Source organism: Micromonospora sp. WMMD712 (genome assembly GCF_029581295.1).
Lineage (GTDB): Bacteria > Actinomycetota > Actinomycetes > Mycobacteriales > Micromonosporaceae > Micromonospora > Micromonospora carbonacea.
The window spans coordinates 3,598,071-3,612,828 of sequence record NZ_CP120743.1; the positions used below are offsets into that span (position 1 = coordinate 3,598,071).

At 75.1% G+C, this 14,758-nt stretch carries 11 protein-coding genes; 5 read left to right on the forward strand and 6 right to left on the reverse strand.

The window, feature by feature from the left end:
* Positions 1-15 precede the first annotated feature (15 nt).
* The 3 genes from O7633_RS15420 to O7633_RS15430 all read right to left on the reverse strand — a co-directional run bounded on the left by O7633_RS15420 (position 16) and on the right by O7633_RS15430 (position 3,015).
* The gene (locus O7633_RS15420; protein WP_282328271.1) at positions 16-1,386 is read right to left on the reverse strand and encodes a hypothetical protein; all 1,371 of its coding nucleotides are present in this window, start codon (positions 1,384-1,386) and stop codon (positions 16-18) included.
* Positions 1,383-1,868, reverse strand: a complete 486-nt coding sequence (locus tag O7633_RS15425; protein ID WP_282328272.1) for a hypothetical protein — start codon at positions 1,866-1,868, stop codon at positions 1,383-1,385. Before O7633_RS15425 ends, O7633_RS15420 begins: the two co-directional genes overlap by 4 nt.
* Before the next feature lie 136 nt (positions 1,869-2,004).
* Positions 2,005-3,015, reverse strand: coding sequence for a LacI family DNA-binding transcriptional regulator (locus tag O7633_RS15430; protein WP_282328273.1), 1,011 nt, complete (start codon positions 3,013-3,015; stop codon positions 2,005-2,007).
* Between the two features lie 103 nt (positions 3,016-3,118).
* On the opposite strand from O7633_RS15430, the gene O7633_RS15435 reads away from it, so the two are divergent.
* A complete protein-coding gene (locus O7633_RS15435) occupies positions 3,119-4,630 on the forward strand; it encodes an alpha-N-arabinofuranosidase (protein WP_282328274.1) in 1,512 nt (503 codons plus the stop codon).
* 39 nt (positions 4,631-4,669) lie between these two features.
* Here O7633_RS15435 and O7633_RS15440 read toward each other — a convergent pair whose 3' ends face one another.
* Positions 4,670-6,148 (reverse strand): amino acid permease, encoded by a 1,479-nt coding sequence (locus tag O7633_RS15440; RefSeq protein WP_348776337.1) that lies wholly within the window; start codon positions 6,146-6,148, stop codon positions 4,670-4,672.
* A gap of 282 nt (positions 6,149-6,430) precedes the next feature.
* On the opposite strand from O7633_RS15440, the gene O7633_RS15445 reads away from it, so the two are divergent.
* Entirely contained in the window at positions 6,431-8,158 is a 1,728-nt protein-coding gene (locus O7633_RS15445; RefSeq protein ID WP_282328276.1) for a family 10 glycosylhydrolase, read from the forward strand.
* Positions 8,159-8,339: 181 nt separating this feature from the next.
* Positions 8,340-8,864, forward strand: a complete 525-nt coding sequence (locus tag O7633_RS15450) for a phospholipase (protein WP_282328277.1) — start codon at positions 8,340-8,342, stop codon at positions 8,862-8,864.
* Between the two features lie 52 nt (positions 8,865-8,916).
* Here the strand turns inward: O7633_RS15450 and O7633_RS15455 are convergent, their stop codons facing one another.
* Together O7633_RS15455 and O7633_RS15460 are read right to left on the reverse strand one after the other, a co-directional pair.
* Positions 8,917-11,736 carry an adenylate/guanylate cyclase domain-containing protein gene (locus O7633_RS15455; RefSeq protein WP_282328278.1) on the reverse strand — a complete coding sequence of 940 codons (2,820 nt, stop codon included), beginning with the start codon at positions 11,734-11,736 and terminating at the stop codon, positions 8,917-8,919.
* A 201-nt stretch (positions 11,737-11,937) separates the two neighbouring features.
* A complete protein-coding gene (locus O7633_RS15460) occupies positions 11,938-12,165 on the reverse strand; it encodes a zinc ribbon domain-containing protein (RefSeq protein ID WP_074472443.1) in 228 nt (75 codons plus the stop codon).
* Positions 12,166-12,203: 38 nt separating this feature from the next.
* Here O7633_RS15460 and O7633_RS15465 point away from each other — a divergent pair, with 38 nt between their 5' ends.
* On the forward strand, positions 12,204-13,631 hold the full coding sequence (locus O7633_RS15465) for a lytic murein transglycosylase (protein ID WP_282328279.1): 1,428 nt from the start codon (positions 12,204-12,206) through the stop codon (positions 13,629-13,631).
* An 89-nt stretch (positions 13,632-13,720) separates the two neighbouring features.
* Complete coding sequence (locus O7633_RS15470) at positions 13,721-14,731, forward strand: GNAT family N-acetyltransferase (RefSeq protein ID WP_278136261.1); 1,011 nt, start codon at positions 13,721-13,723, stop codon at positions 14,729-14,731.
* The last annotated feature ends 27 nt before the right edge of the window (positions 14,732-14,758 follow it).

Sequence of the window (14,758 nt, forward strand, 5' to 3'; positions counted from 1 at the left end):
CCGGGCCGACGCCGGTCAGCCGGGCGCGTACCCCGGTGGGCGTGGCCACTGCTCCGCCTCCGGATCCACCCGTCGGGGCGGACCGGGGGCCGGCGGGGCCGGGGCGGCGGTCGCGGGCGGCAGCACGGGCTCCGGGGCGGCGGCCACGCCCGTCGGTTGCGTCGCGCGCGGCTGCCAGGGCTTGTCGCCGGCGAGCAGGCTGCGGAAGTCGAACTGGCACTTCGGGCAGGTCCGCAGGGCCGTCTCGGCCCGCCGGTCGCCGCACCGCTGGCAGTACGTCACCACCGTCTCGTCGGCGTCCATGCCCTGACAGCGCGGGCAGGCGAAGCTGGGCCCCTTGCCGTTGAGCTGCACCAGCCGTCCGGCCAGCACGTACGGGGTGACCACCGCGCTGATGCTGCTCGCCAGGTCCCGGGTCCGGCGGGTGCGTTCCTGCAACCGTTCCAGGTCGGGGTTGGTGACCTTCTCCAGCCGGCAGGTGGTGCAGGTACGCAGGGTCCGCACCGGGAGCATGCCCCGGATCCGGGCCTGCTGGTGCAGGAAGGTCACCACCGGCACGTCCGCCGGGTCGACGGTGAACCGGGCGGCCGGGGCCGCCCCGGCGGTGCCGGCGACCGCGGCGAGGTGCTCCTCGATCCGGACCACCAGTGACCGCACCTGCGCCACCAGGTGGGGTGGCATCCCGTCGGGGCGGCTGGCCACCAGGGTGCCGACCATCAGCATGCCGTCGGCCAGTTCGGCCGGCACCTCCGCGACGGCCTGCGGCGTCTCGAAGGCGAACGTCTCGGTGCCGGCGCGGCTGACCGACGCCCGGCGCGGGGTGGCGGCGTCCCCTTCGAGCAGGCGGGAGGCGTGCCGGGACAGCACCGCTCCCGCCCGGTTGGCGATGCCGGCCGCGTTCTGCATGATCGCCACGTCGCCGGGGCCGGTCTGCCGCCACCAGGGCGCGAACGTGGCGGCGGCGGCCGGGTCGAGCCGGCCCAGCACGCCGTCGACGGCGCTGAGGACGGACCCGAACAGCTCGACGTAGACGGAGGTCAGGCCCCAGTTCCGGCCCACCTTGCCCACCCAGCGGTCGGCCAGCAGGACGGTGACCCGGGTCCCGGCCGCGTCGGCTTCGAGACCGATCCGGAGGAAGACGGGCACCCGGGCGGCGGAGAGGGTCACCCCGCCGAGCTTCGACCCGCGGACCGCCTCCAGCAGGCTGAGCTGCTCGGCGCGCAGGTCGAAGCCGAGGTCCCGGACGGCGCGGAGCAGGTGCTGCCGGACCGCGCTCGCCGGGGCGGCGATCCGGCGTTCCGCCCCGGCGGCGAGCCGGCCGGCCTCGGCGGCCAGCACGGCCGGCTGCGGCCGGCTGCCGGGGTCGTTGTCGGCGGCCCAGCTCATTCCGCGATGTCGAAGCTCGTGCCGGCGTCGAAGCCCGCCCCTGCGTCGAAGCCCGTGCCCGCGTCGTACGTGTCGTAGGGGGCGACCTCCGCGACGGCGGTGTCCAGGTGGGTGCCGGCCTGGGCGGCGTAGTCGAACGAGACGTCGTAGTTGCCGTCGGCCAGGTCGGCGTGGTTCGCCGCGGTGTCGAAGGCGCTGGCGGCGATGTCGGTGTTGCCGGCGGCCAGGTTCTCGTTGGCGTAGTCGACCCAGTCCTGCGCCGAGTCGGCCCACTGGTCGCCGCTGTCGGCGTGCCAGGCCGACCAGTCCTGGTCGGCGGCCGCGCCGGCCAGCTCGCTCTCGACGACGTCCACCACCGGCTCGGGCAGCACCGGCTCGACCGCGACCGGCTCGACCACCGGCTGATCGAAGGTGGCGATGCCGGCGTCCGTGCCGGCGGTGTCAGCGGACAGGTAGTCGCCCCAGCTCGAATCGGTGCTCATCTCGCCCCCAGTTTGGTCTGCTCGTCCCCACGTGCCGCCACATCATCGCGACCCGCCGTCACCGCGCCCATCCGCCGTTCGGCGGCAGCCCGTGGCACGACTGTCGCATGTGGACGAACCGACGCCCGGGGCGGGGTCAGCGGCCGAGCGTGCTCTCCCGCGGTTCGAGCCGGCAGGGGACGGTGAGCGTGCGCGGCGGGGCGCTCCGGTCCCCGTCGATCCGGTCGGCCAGCAGCGCGACGGCCAGCCGCGCGACGCGTTCCCTGTCGGCGGCGACGGTGGTGAGGGTGGGGACGGAGAAGCGCCCGTCCTCGATGTCGTCGAAGCCGGCCACCGCCACGTCGCCGGGGACCCGCAGACCGGCCTCGTGCAGCGCCCGCAGGGCACCGAGGGCGAGGGTGTCGGTGAGGCAGAGGACGGCGTCGGGGCGTACCCCCGAGGTGAGCAGGTGCCGCACGGCCGCCGCGCCGTCGGCGCGACGCCAGGCCGGCACGGGCACGACGAGGCGCTCGTCGTGGGCGATGCCGGCCGCGGCGAGCGCGGCGGCGTAGCCCGCGAGGCGGAGCCGGGCGGCGGCCACCTCGGGGGTGGGCCGCACGCCGATCGCGGCGACGCGGCGGCGGCCGAGGGAGATCAGGTGGGCGGTGGCCGCGCGGGCGGCGGCCGCGTCGTCGGTCGCCACGTGGTCGGCGGGGCCGGGGCCGCCGGGCCCGCCGACCAGCACCACCGGGGTGCCGTCGTCCCGGCCGGCGAGGTGCCCGGCGGTCGGCGTCGACGGGCCGACGATCAGGCCGTCGACGAGGTGGTCGCCGATGCCGGCGGCGACCCGCCCCGGCGGCGCGGGGCCGCCGCCGGCCCGGTCGACCAGGACCGTCCAGCCCCGTTCGGCGGCGGCGGTGACGACGTGCCGGGCCAACTCGGCGAAGGCGGGGACGTCCAGCTCAGGCCCGGCCAGGGCGATCACCCCGGTACGCCCCTTACGCAGGTTGCGCGCCGACAGGTTGGGCCGGTAGTTCAGCTCGGCGATGGCCCGCTCGACGCGGGCCCGGGTGTCGGGCCGCACGTGCTGGTAGCCGTTGACGACGTTGGAGACGGTCTTGACGGAGACGCCGGCCCGCTCCGCCACGTCCTTCAGCCTGTGTCGCACCGCCGCCTCCCCGCCGGGTGCCACGGGCGCTCCGCCGCCCCTTTACAGCGTTGAGTACAACGTTATAGAACCGACGGGACGGCGACGAAAGGTGGATTTCCCGGTGACCGCGAAGCTGACCATCGACCCGGCCTTCGCGATCGGGCCGGCCGACCGGCGGATCTTCGGGTCCTTCGTCGAGCACCTGGGGCGCTGCGTCTACGGCGGGATCTACGAGCCCGGCCACCCCACCGCCGACCCGCACGGCCTGCGCGGCGACGTGCTGGAGCTGACCCGGGAGCTGGGCGTCTCCGTGGTCCGCTACCCCGGCGGCAACTTCGTCTCCGGCTACCGCTGGGAGGACGGCGTCGGCCCCGTCGCCGACCGGCCCCGCCGGCTCGACCTCGCCTGGAAGACGATCGAGACCAACGCCTTCGGCCTCGACGAGTTCATGACCTGGGCGACGGCGGCCGGCGTCGAGCCGATGATGGCCGTCAACCTCGGCACCCGGGGCGTGCAGGAGGCCTGCGACCTGCTGGAATACGCCAACCACCCCGGCGGCACCCGGCTGTCGGACCTGCGCCGCGCCCACGGCGCGCCCGAGCCCTACGGGGTGCGGCTGTGGTGCCTGGGCAACGAGCTGGACGGCCCGTGGCAGGTCGGGCACAAGACCGCCGACGAGTACGGCCGGCTCGCCGCCGAGACCGCCCGCGCGATGAAGCTGATCGACCCCTCGGTCAGCCTGGTCGCCTGCGGCAGCTCCGGCCGGGGCATGCCGACCTTCGCCTCCTGGGAGGCGACGGTGCTGGAGCACACCTACGAGCACGTGGACTACATCTCCGCGCACACCTACTACGATCCCGCCGACGGCGACCGGGCCAGCATCCTGGCCTCGGCCGTCGACATGGACCACTTCATCGCGGAGGTGGTCGCCACCGCCGACCACGTGGCGGCGAAGCAGCGGCACCGGCGTAAGCTCAAGATCTCGTTCGACGAGTGGAACGTCTGGTACCAGTCCCGCCTCCAGGCCGACCTGGACCGGCGCGGCTGGGTCGAGGCCCCCACCCTCATCGAGGACGACTACACCGCCGTCGACGCGGTGGTGGTCGGCGACCTGCTGATCACCCTGCTCCGGCACGCCGACCGGGTCGGCGTGGCCTGCCAGGCGCAGCTCGCCAACGTGATCGCCCCGATCCGCACCCGCACCGGCGGTCCCGCCTGGCGGCAGAGCATCTTCCACCCGTTCGCCCTCACCGCCCGCCACGCCCGGGGCACCGTGCTGCGCACCGAGCCGGTCTGCCCGACGTACGCCACGAAGCGCTACGGGGACGTCCCGGTGCTGGACACCGTGGCCCTGCACGACGAGGAGACCGGCGCGCTGACCGTGCTCGCGGTCAACCGGGGCCCCGCCGACCTCCCCCTCGACCTGGACCTGCGCGGCCTGCCCGCCCTGACCGGGGCGGCCCACCTCACCCTCGCCGCCGCAGCCGACCCGGACGCCGTCAACACCGAGGCCGAGCCCGACCGGGTCGCGCCCCGGGAGCTGGCGGCCCCCGCCACCGACGGGGGCCGCTGCGCGGTGCTGCTGCCGGCGGTCTCCTGGAACCTGCTGCGCTTCGCCCCCGCCGCCGCGTAGCGCCGGGCGGCGGGGGTGAGAAGGGGACCCTTCTCTACCTCAGGCGTTAACAGGGGGCCCTTCCTTGCGCGCCAGGCGGTTGCGGCGGTAGCCGTAGCCGAAGTAGACGATCCCGCCGAGCGCCATCCAGATCAGGAACCGGATCCAGGTCTCCACCGACAGGTTGAGCATCAGGTAGAGGCAGGCCAGCGCGGAGACGATCGGCAGCACCGGGGAGAACGGCACCCGGAACGGCCGCTCCAGGTCGGGGCGCTTGCGGCGCAGGATCGGCACGGCCACCGAGACCAGCACGAACGCGCAGAGCGCGCCGATGCTGACCAGGTCGGCCAGGGCCGACAGCGGCAGGAAGCCGGCGAGCAGCGCCACGGCCACCGTCATGACGGCCGAGATCCGGTACGGGGTGCCGAAGCGCGGGTGCACCTTCGCCACCGACGGCGGGATCAGCCCGTCGCGGCTGATGGCGAAGCCGATCCGGCCCATGGCCACCAGGTCCACGAGGATGACGCTGGTCAGGCCGGCGACGGCGGCGATGGAGACGAGGATGCCGGCCCACTCGGCCCCGACCGCGTTGAAGGCGGACGCGATCGGCGCGCCCCGGTCGATCTCGGTGTAGGGGACCATGCCGACGACGACCAGCGAGACGCCGATGTAGAGCACGGTGGAGATCAGCAGCGTGCCGAGCAGGCCGAGGGTGAGGTCGCGCTTGGGCCGGCGGGTCTCCTCGCCGAGGTTGGCCACGGCCTCGAAACCGGTGTACGCGAAGAAGACCACGGCGGCGGCGCTGAGGACGCCGACGAACCCGAACACGGACGGCTCCAGCCCGAACAGCGCCTGGGTGACGGGCTGCTTGATCCCGTCGTCGCCGGCCCCGGCGGGCTCGGCCGGCGGGATGAACGGGGTGAGGTTCGCGGCCTTCACGAAGAACAGGCCGGCGACCACGATGAAGACGCAGATGGCCACCTTGACCAGCACGAGCAGGTTGGTGACCCGGGCGGACTCGCGGATGCCGACGATCGCCACGACGCCGAGCAGCAGCACGACGGCGATCGCGCCGACGTTGACGATGCTGCCCTCCTCGCCGAACCAGGCGGTGGGCAGGCCGAGCAGCTCGGCGAGGTAGCCGGACCAGCCGCGGGCCACCACCGCCGCGCCGAGGGCGAACTCCAGCAGCAGGTCCCAGCCGATGATCCAGGCGACGATCTCGCCCATCGTCGCGTAGGCGTAGGTGTAGGCGCTGCCGGCGGTCGGCACGCTGGAGGCCAGCTCGGCGTAGCAGAGGGCGGCGAGCAGCGCGACCACGCCGGCGATGGCGAAGGAGATCACCACGCCGGGACCGGCGCTGTCGCGGGCCTCGATGCCGGTGAGCGTGAAGATCCCGGTGCCGATGACGATGCCGATGCCGAAGCCGGTGAGGTCACGCGCGCCGAGTCGACGCTTGAGGCCGGGGCCGCCGCCCTCACCGTCCGCCTCGCCCTGGGCTATCACGTCCTTGATCGGTTTGGTACGCAGCACCGACACCGCGCTCACCCCTCCCACCGTGCGACCACCACCGTGGCGGCCGGTGACCGGCGAAGCTACCCAGCGCGGCGGTCCGCGAATCACGACTTTGGGTGTCGATACGGTCACGGTCCGCCGCGCGCCCCGGCGGCGTTCCACTCCGGGCGGGCGCCGATCCGGGCGGGGGTCTTGCGCCGGCCCGCCCGATGTGAAAATTTCCTACCAGGGTCAGATTCGCTGCGGCGGTTCTTGCCGCAGCAGGCATCGCGCCCGCCCGCCGAGCCCACCGAAGGGACGCACCGGATGAAGGCAACTCGGCTCAGGGCCGCCGGGCTGGCCGTGGCCCTGCTCGGCGCGCTCGTCGCCGCCGCACCCACCGCCGCAGCGGCGGCACACGCCAGCACCGCCGCAGCGGCGGCACACGCCAGCACCGCCGCAGCGGCGACGCCGTCCGGGGCCACGGCGCAGGCCGCCCCCGGCGGCGTCACCTGCGCCACCGACCCGGCCACCCCGAAGCGGCAGTTCCGGGCCATGTGGATCTCGTCGGTGGTCAACATCGACTGGCCGACCAAGGCGTCGCAGACCGCCCCGGACCGCATCGCCGCCCAGCGGGCCGAATACCTGGGCTGGCTCGACCTGGCGCAGCGGCTGCACCACAACGCGGTCGTCGTGCAGGTCCGGCCCACCGCCGACGCGTTCTGGCCGTCGCCGTACGAGCCGTGGTCGGAGTACCTGACCGGGGTGCGCGGGCAGGACCCGGGCTGGGACCCGCTGGCGTTCCTCGTCGACGAGGCGCACAGGCGCAACCTGGAGTTCCACGCCTGGTTCAACCCGTACCGGATCTCCATGCCGGCCCCCGGCGGCGCGGGCGCCGACCTCACCCAGCTCGCGCCCGACCACCCGGCCCGCCAGCACCCCGAGTGGACGTTCGCCTACCCGCCGGCCGGCGTCGCCGGCAGCCGGCTCTACTACGACCCCGGCGTCCCGGCGGTCCGCGAGTTCGTCCAGACCGCCATGATGGACGCCGTCACCCGCTACGACATCGACGGCGTGCACTTCGACGACTACTTCTACCCCTACCCCAGCGGCAGCTACCAGGTGCCCGACGACGCCACCTTCGCGGCGTACAACCGGGGCTTCACCGACCGGGCCGACTGGCGGCGGGACAACATCGACCTGCTGATCCAGGAGATGAACGGCAGGATCAAGGCGGCGAAGCCGTGGGTGAAGTTCGGGGTCAGCCCGTTCGGCATCTGGCGCAACGCGTCGGCCGACCCGAACGGCTCGGACACCACCGGCAGCCAGTCGTACGACATCATCTCCGCCGACACCCGCAAGTGGGTCAAGCAGGAGTGGATCGACTACATCGTGCCGCAGCTCTACTGGTACATCGGCCAGTACCCGGCGGCCGACTACGCCCGGCTGGTGCCGTGGTGGGCCGAGACGGTGCGCGGCACCCGCGTGCAGCTCTACGTCGGCCAGGCCGACTACAAGAGCGGCGACCCGGCGTACGGGTCGTACTGGCAGAACCCGCGCGAGCTGTCCGACCACCTGACGCTCAACCGGGCGTACCCGGAGGTGCTGGGCAACGTGCACTTCTCGGCCGTGCAGGTGCGGGCGAACCGGCTCGGGGCGACCGACCTCTACGCCGCCGAGCACTACTCCCGCCCCGCCCTGGTCCCGGCGATGCCGCACCTGCCGGCGAGGCCGCTGCTGCCCCCGGTGGTCACCGGCGCGCAGCGGCAGGCCGACGGGGTGCGGTTGAGCTGGCGGCAGCCGGCCGACGGCGTGGGCCCGCTGGGCCGGGCCGCGTCGTACGCGGTCTACCGGTTCGACGGGACCGGCCCGGCCGGGGCGTGCGGCTTCGCCGACGCGTCCCACCTGGTCGGCACCGTACGGGCCACCCCGGGCGCGACGCAGTCCTGGGTGGACGGCACGGCCGCGGCCGGCGCGCGGTACACGTACCACGTGACGGCGCTGGACCGGCTGTGGAACGAGAGCCCCGTCAGCCCGCCGCGCTTCGTGCGCTGAGGACTGGCGGCACGGACGAGTGCCCCGGGCGCCCCAGCGTCCGGGGCATTCGTCTGTTTCAACTGATGTCACCAGATGTTGGTTTATGACGTACTCGACGCTTCGCGGTTTGATCGACACTTGTCGAATCCGGTGACCCGCCGGTAACCAGCCACACCGCACACCCCCGCGGAGGTCCCCCGTGCCCAGACGCCTCGCCACCCTCCTCGCCTCCGGCGCGCTCGCCCTGCTCGCGGCGCTCGCGGCCGCCTCCCCCGCAGCCGCCGCCGTCAGCACCAGCCAGAAGCTCGGCGTGCTGTCGAGCTGGACGCAGACCAGCGCCAGCAGCTACACCAGCTGGAACTCGGCCCGACAGGACCAGTCCGCCTGGGCCGAGTACGCCTTCAACTGGTCCACCGACTACTGCTCGTCCAGCCCGGACAACCCGCTCGGGTTCAACTTCAAGCTCTCGTGCCACCGGCACGACTTCGGCTACCGCAACTACAAGGAGATGGGGCAGTTCCCGGCCAACAAGGCCCGGGTGGACAGCGCCTTCTACGAGGACCTCAAGCGGGTCTGCGCCACCTACAGCTCGGTGGTCCGGCCGGCCTGCTACAGCCTCGCGTGGACCTACTACGAGGCGGTCAGCATCTTCGGTTCCCTCGCGGCGGTCCGGCAGGCCGACATCGACCGCGCCGCCCGCATGAAGGCGGCCGCCGAGCGCTGAGCCGCAAGGAAGGGCCCCCTGTCAACGCATTCTGCATAGCAGGGGTCCCCTCCTAACAGCAGCCCTCGGCGGGGTGCGCGGGGGCGGGCGTCGGCAGCCCGGTGGCCGCGAAGCGGGTCGAGTCCACCCCCAGGTCGGGGTGCTCCACCGCCAGGGCCAGCGCCGCCGCCTCCTCCAGGCGCAGCTCGCTCCCCTGCGCGTACGCCTCGTCGAAGGCCACGTCGCCCATCTCCCGGCGCAGCGCGGCCTGCCGTTCCAGCCAGTACGCCCCGTAGATGCCCGGGGCCGACCGCAGGCTCTCCCGGGTCGCCTGCGCCGCGCCGAAGAGCCGGGCGGCGGTCAGCGGGTCGCCGCCGGCCGCGCAGCGCACCGCGATCGCGTGCAGCGTGTCGCAGGCCCGGCGGTGGAAGCCGTGGCTCATCCGGGACCGCAACGCCACGAGCAGGTGCTCGTGTGCGGCCACCAGGTCGCCCCGGGCCAGCGCCACCATGCCGAGCAGCATGTCCACCGACCGACGCCCCCGGTCCGCCGGGCGGGCCGCCTCGACCGGGCGGGCCGCGCCGAGCAGCTCCGCGGCCTCCGCCAGCGCGCCGCGCCGCCAGAGCAGCTCGGCGAGGCTGAGCACCGCGAACAGGGCGTCCCCCGCCACCTCCCGCTCGTGCGCCCAGGCGATGACCTCCCGGCAGGCCCGCTCGGCGTCGGCGAACTGCCCCATGTCGACCAGCGGGGCGGCCCGCCCGGCCAGCACCCGGGCCAGCAGCCCGGCGTCGCCGGCCCGCCGGGCCGCCGCCTCGGCCTGCTGCGAGTAGCGCAGCTCCTCCGCGAACTCGCCGTCCGCGCCGGCGTGCAGCGAGTGCATGTAGTACGCGGCGGCCAGCTCGGCGTCCGGCACGTGCTCCCCGGTCTCGGCCATCCGGCCGTAGAGCCGGAACAGCCAGAGCCGTCCCTCCCGGGCCAGCCCGCGCTCCCGCCACCACTGGTCCAGGCCCCCGGCCAGGCGCAGCCCGTCCCGCGCGCTGCCGCCGGTCGTGCACCAGCGCAGCGCGGCGCGCACCTCGCCGGCGAGCGGGTCGAGGGCGTACAGGGACAGGGTCGCCGGCCGGCCGTCCGGCCCGAGGTGGGCCCGCCGCAGGGCGCGCGTCGACCAGGCCAGGTGCCGGTCCCGGGCCGCCCGCTCCTCGCCCGCCTGGGCCAGCCGCCGCGCCGCGTACGCCCGGATCGGGTCGAGCATCCGGTACGTGCTGCCCGACGCGTGCGGCTCGGCCAGGATCATCGACTTGTCCACCAGCACCGACAGCGGGTCCAGCGGGTCGTCGTCGAGCAGCCACTCCACCGTCGGCAGGTCCACCGGGCCGGCGAAGACCGCCAGCCAGCGCAGCAGCCGGGCCGCCCGGGGCCCGAGCGTCCGGTACGACCACGTGACGGTGGCCTGCATGGTGAGGTGCCGCTCGGCGGCCGACCGCTGCACGGCACGGGTCGCCGGGGTGGGCGGGGCGTTGCCCCGGGACGCCGCCACCAGGTCGACGGTGTCCTGCTGGTTGCCCGTCCAGCCGGGTTCGTCCCGGGGCGGCTGCGGGGCGGCGTCCCGGCCGGCGTCGAGGGTCCCGAGCACGTCGTCGAGGCGCTCGGCGAGCTGCCCGACGGAGAGCACCCGCAGCCGGGCGGCGGCCAGCTCGATGGCGAGCGGCAGCCCGTCGAGCTGGCGTACCACCCGCCGCAGGTCGGCCGACTCGACCGGGGCCGGCTCCCGGCCGCCCCGGGCCGCCGCCGTGCGGGCCAGCAGCAGCGCCACCGCGTCGCTCTCCGCGCCGCCCGGCCGGGGCTCCACGGACAGCGGCGGGATCCGCCACACCACCTCGCCGGGCAGGCCGAACGACTCGCGGCTGGTGGCCAGCACCCGGACCCCGCCCCCGCCGGCGAGCAGCAGGGAGATCAGCTCGGCGCAGGCGGCCGGCTGGGCGTCGCAGGTGTCCAGCAGGATCAGCATCCGACGGGCCGCGGCGTACTCGACGAGGGTGTCGACCATCCGGCGGCCGGGCTCCGGACGCAGCCCGAGCACGGCGGCGACCGCGAACGCCACCAGCCCCGGGTCGGTCACCGTGGCGATGTCGACGAACCAGACGCCGTCCGGATATTCCTCCACCATGCCGGCCGCCAGCTCGACGGCGAGCCGGGTCTTGCCGGCCCCGCCGGCGCCGAGGACGGTCACCAGCCGGTGCCCGGCGGTCAGCCGGCGCAGCTCCGCCCGCTCCGTCTCCCGGCCGACGAACGAGGTGACCTGGGTCGGCAGGTTGTGCGCCACCGCGTCGGCGGTGCGCGGGCGGGGGAACTGCCGCTCCAGGCCGGGCGCGATCAGCTGGAACAGCCGTTCCCGGTCGTCGAAGCCACGCAGCCGGTGCAGGCCGAGGTCCAGCAGGGACGCCCCCGCCGGCAGCGGGGAGGCGAGCCGCGCGGTGGCCGCCGAGCAGAGCACCTGCCCGCCGTGGGCGGCGGCGGCCACCCGGGCGGCCCGGTGCACCTCGTGGCTGGCGTACTCGCCGTCGCGGGGCTCCGCCCAGCCCGTGTGCAGGCCCATCCGGACGCGGGGCGCGGCCTCCGGGGCCGGCCAGTCGTGCGTCGCGAGCGCGCGCTGCGCGGTGAGGCAGGCGGTGAGCGCGGCACCCGCGTCGGGGAAGGCGATGAAGAACGAGTCGCCCTCGGTGAGCAGCTCCGCGCCGTCGGTGCGGGCCAGGGTGTCCCGCAGCAGCCTGCGATGCTCCCGCAGCACCGGACGGTACCCGGGACCGAGCAACTGGGCCAGGCGCGTCGAACCTTCGATGTCGGTGAACACGAAGGTCACCCAACCGCTCGGGAGGTGGACCCCTGACGTCATACGTCGAACCTCCGCCCCCGTGACGACGGGTACATGCTGCCCTATGGTCGGGCCGTCACGCATCGTGAGAACGGATGGGCGCAATCCACCCCAAGGTGCCAACCGGGGCCGGAAACGGCAGGACCCGGGCCGGTACGGCCCCGTCGGGGCAGGCCGGCCGGGGCGGGTCGCCCCGGTGCGCCGGGGCCGGTCGGGGCCGGGTCAGCAGCCGCACCCGCCACCGCAGCAACCGCCACCACCGCCCGCGGAGGGGGCCGGCGCAGCCGGACCCGCGCCGCCGCCACGGCCGGTCACGGCCACGGTGGACAGGAGCTTGACGGTGTCGGCGTGCCCGCTCGGGCAGGACGCCGGCTCACCGGCCTGCGCCATCGGACGGTTGACCTCGAAGGTGTCGCCGCACGCGCGACAGCGGAACTCGTACCGGGGCATGGCACCAGGGTACGACCGGGCCTGACTCCGGGCGGGGCATGGGTGATACTCGACGGGTGGTGGACGGCGAGGACAGACCGGCGGCCAGGGCCCTGCGACCGGCCGCGCCGCCCGACGATCCGGGCGGCGCGCCGCCGCGTGCCCGGGTGCCCCGCCCCCGCCGGCCCTGGCTGCGCGGCGAGCCGCCCGCCGACTCCCCGCCGCAGGCCGAGCCGGAGCCGAAGAAGCCGGACCCGGCAGGGCCGGAGACGAAGCAGCCGGCCGAGCCGGAAGCGAGGCAGCCGGCCGGGCCAGAGTCGACGCAGCCGGCCGAGCCGGCGGCGACCGAGCCGGCCGCCGAGCCGACGGCGAAGGAAGCCGCCGAGCCGGAGCCGGCGACGCCGGCCGAGCCCGATGCGGCGGAGCAGCCCGAGGCGAAGCAGCCCAAGGCGGAGCAGCCCGAGGCGGAGCAGCCCGGGGCGGAGGCGGCGAAGCCCGCCGGGCCCGAGGCGGCGAAGAAGTCGGAGGCCGAGAAGCCGACCGGGGTGGCCCGGCGGCGTCGGGTGCCGTTCGCCCACGCCGTGCGCATGCCCCCGCCCCGGCAGGCGGCAGTCGCCGCCGCCCGCGCCACCCGGGCCTGGTCCCGCCGCCCGAGCGGCCGGCTCACGCTGCCCGGCCTGTTCCTGCTCGTGCTGGTCGCCGGGACCGCCGCCGCCGGGGCGCTGCTGGTGCCGGCGTCCGCGCCGAAGTCCCGCCCGGTGGCGGTGGACGGCACCGCCGGCACCCCGGGGGCCGGCACGGCGACCCCGCAGGGCGGGCTGCTGCCCGGCGGGTCGGCCACCCCGCTGCCGCCCGGCGCGACGGCGGTGCCCGGCGCGAGCGCGGGACCGGTCGTGCCGGCGCCGACCGGCCGGCCGGCGGACGCGCTCGCCGCCTGGGCCCAGCAGACCGGGGCGAAGGTCGGCATCTCGCCGGTGGCCATGCAGGCGTACGGGTACGCCGAGCTGGCGCTCGCCCAGACCACCCCGGGCTGCCGGCTGAGCTGGACCACCCTCGCCGCGATCGGCTATGTCGAGTCGCGCCACGGCCAGGCCAACGGCGCGACCCTGGGTCCCGACGGGCAGGCGCTCCCGGAGATCATCGGCGACCCGCTCGACGGCCAGGGCGGGCGGCAGCGGATCACCGACACCGACCGGGGGCTCTACGACAAGGACACCGTCTACGACCGGGCGATCGGGCCCATGCAGTTCATCCCGACGACCTGGCAGGAGATCGGCGCCGACGCCGACAACGACGGGCGCAAGAACCCGCACGACCTGGACGACGCGGCCCTGGCCGCCGGCAACTACCTGTGCAAGGGCGGCCGGAACATGACGGTCCCCGGCGACTGGTGGGGGGCCATCCTGTCGTACAACGACGTGCGCCGTTACGCCCAGGACGTCTTCGACAAGGCCAACGAGTACGGGCTGGCCAGCCGCCGCCCGTGAGGTGGCCGCCGGCCTCGCGGGAGAAACCGGGCGCATCCGAGAACTGGACACTTCCGTCAAGCTGCCGTAAGCGGCAAGCTAGACGGGTGATGGTGCGCGAATGGGACCCCCGGACCGCGTCGCCCGCCGAGCTCGCGTCGCTGCTGGACACGCTGAACGCGGTGCTGGCGGCCGACCTCCCGCAGGATCCGCCGTGGCAGGGGAGCCACCTGCGGGAATACCTCTCCGAGGTGATGCCCGGCGAGCGGCGGCTCGCCTGGGTGGCCCAGGCCGAGCCGGCCGCCGGGGGCGGCCCCGGGCCGATCCTCGGCCACGTCCACGTGCTGTTGCTCGGCGACATCGGCGTCCTGGAGGTGCTGGTGCATCCGTCGGTGCGCCGCACCGGCCTGGGCCGGGACCTGACCCGGGTGGCCGCCCGCCGGGTCTACCAGGAGGGCTTCCAGTCGATCGGGGTCGAGGTCGTCGGCGGCACCCCGGCGGTGGCGTTCTACGAGGCGTTGGGCTTCTCCCGGGAATACGTGGAGACCCGCAGCGTGCTCGACCTGTCCGGGGTGGACTGGTCGGCGCTGGCCGAGATGGCCACGGGCGTCGGCGCGGGCTACCAGGTGCGGTTCTGCCCGGGCGGCCCGCCGGACGACCTGATCGAGGCGTACGCGCGGGCGAAGGCCGAGGTGCGCGACGTGGACGACGGCGAGCTGCGCCCCAGCTCCTACGACCCGCAGCGGCTGCGGGACAGCCTGGCCACGCTGCACCGGCGCGGCATGAAGCCGTACATCGTGGTCGCCACCCACGACCGCACCGGCGAGGTGGCCGGGCTGACCGAGGTGGTGGTGCCGGCGCAGCACCCGACCCGGGCCGACCAGTACGACACGATCGTGGTGCAGGAGCACCGGGGCTACGGCATCGACCGGGCGATCAAGGCCCGGATGCTGCTGGAGCTGCGCTCCGCCGAGCCCACGCTGACCGAGGTGCAGACCTGGAACGCCCAGGCCAACGAGGCGATGCTGAAGGTCAATGCCGAGCTGGGCTACCAACCGGACCGGGAGTGGTGCGAATACGGCGTGGACGTCGCCGAGCTGGTGCACCGCCTCGGCGGCTGAGTCGGCTATTCACCAAAGCGCCCCGTG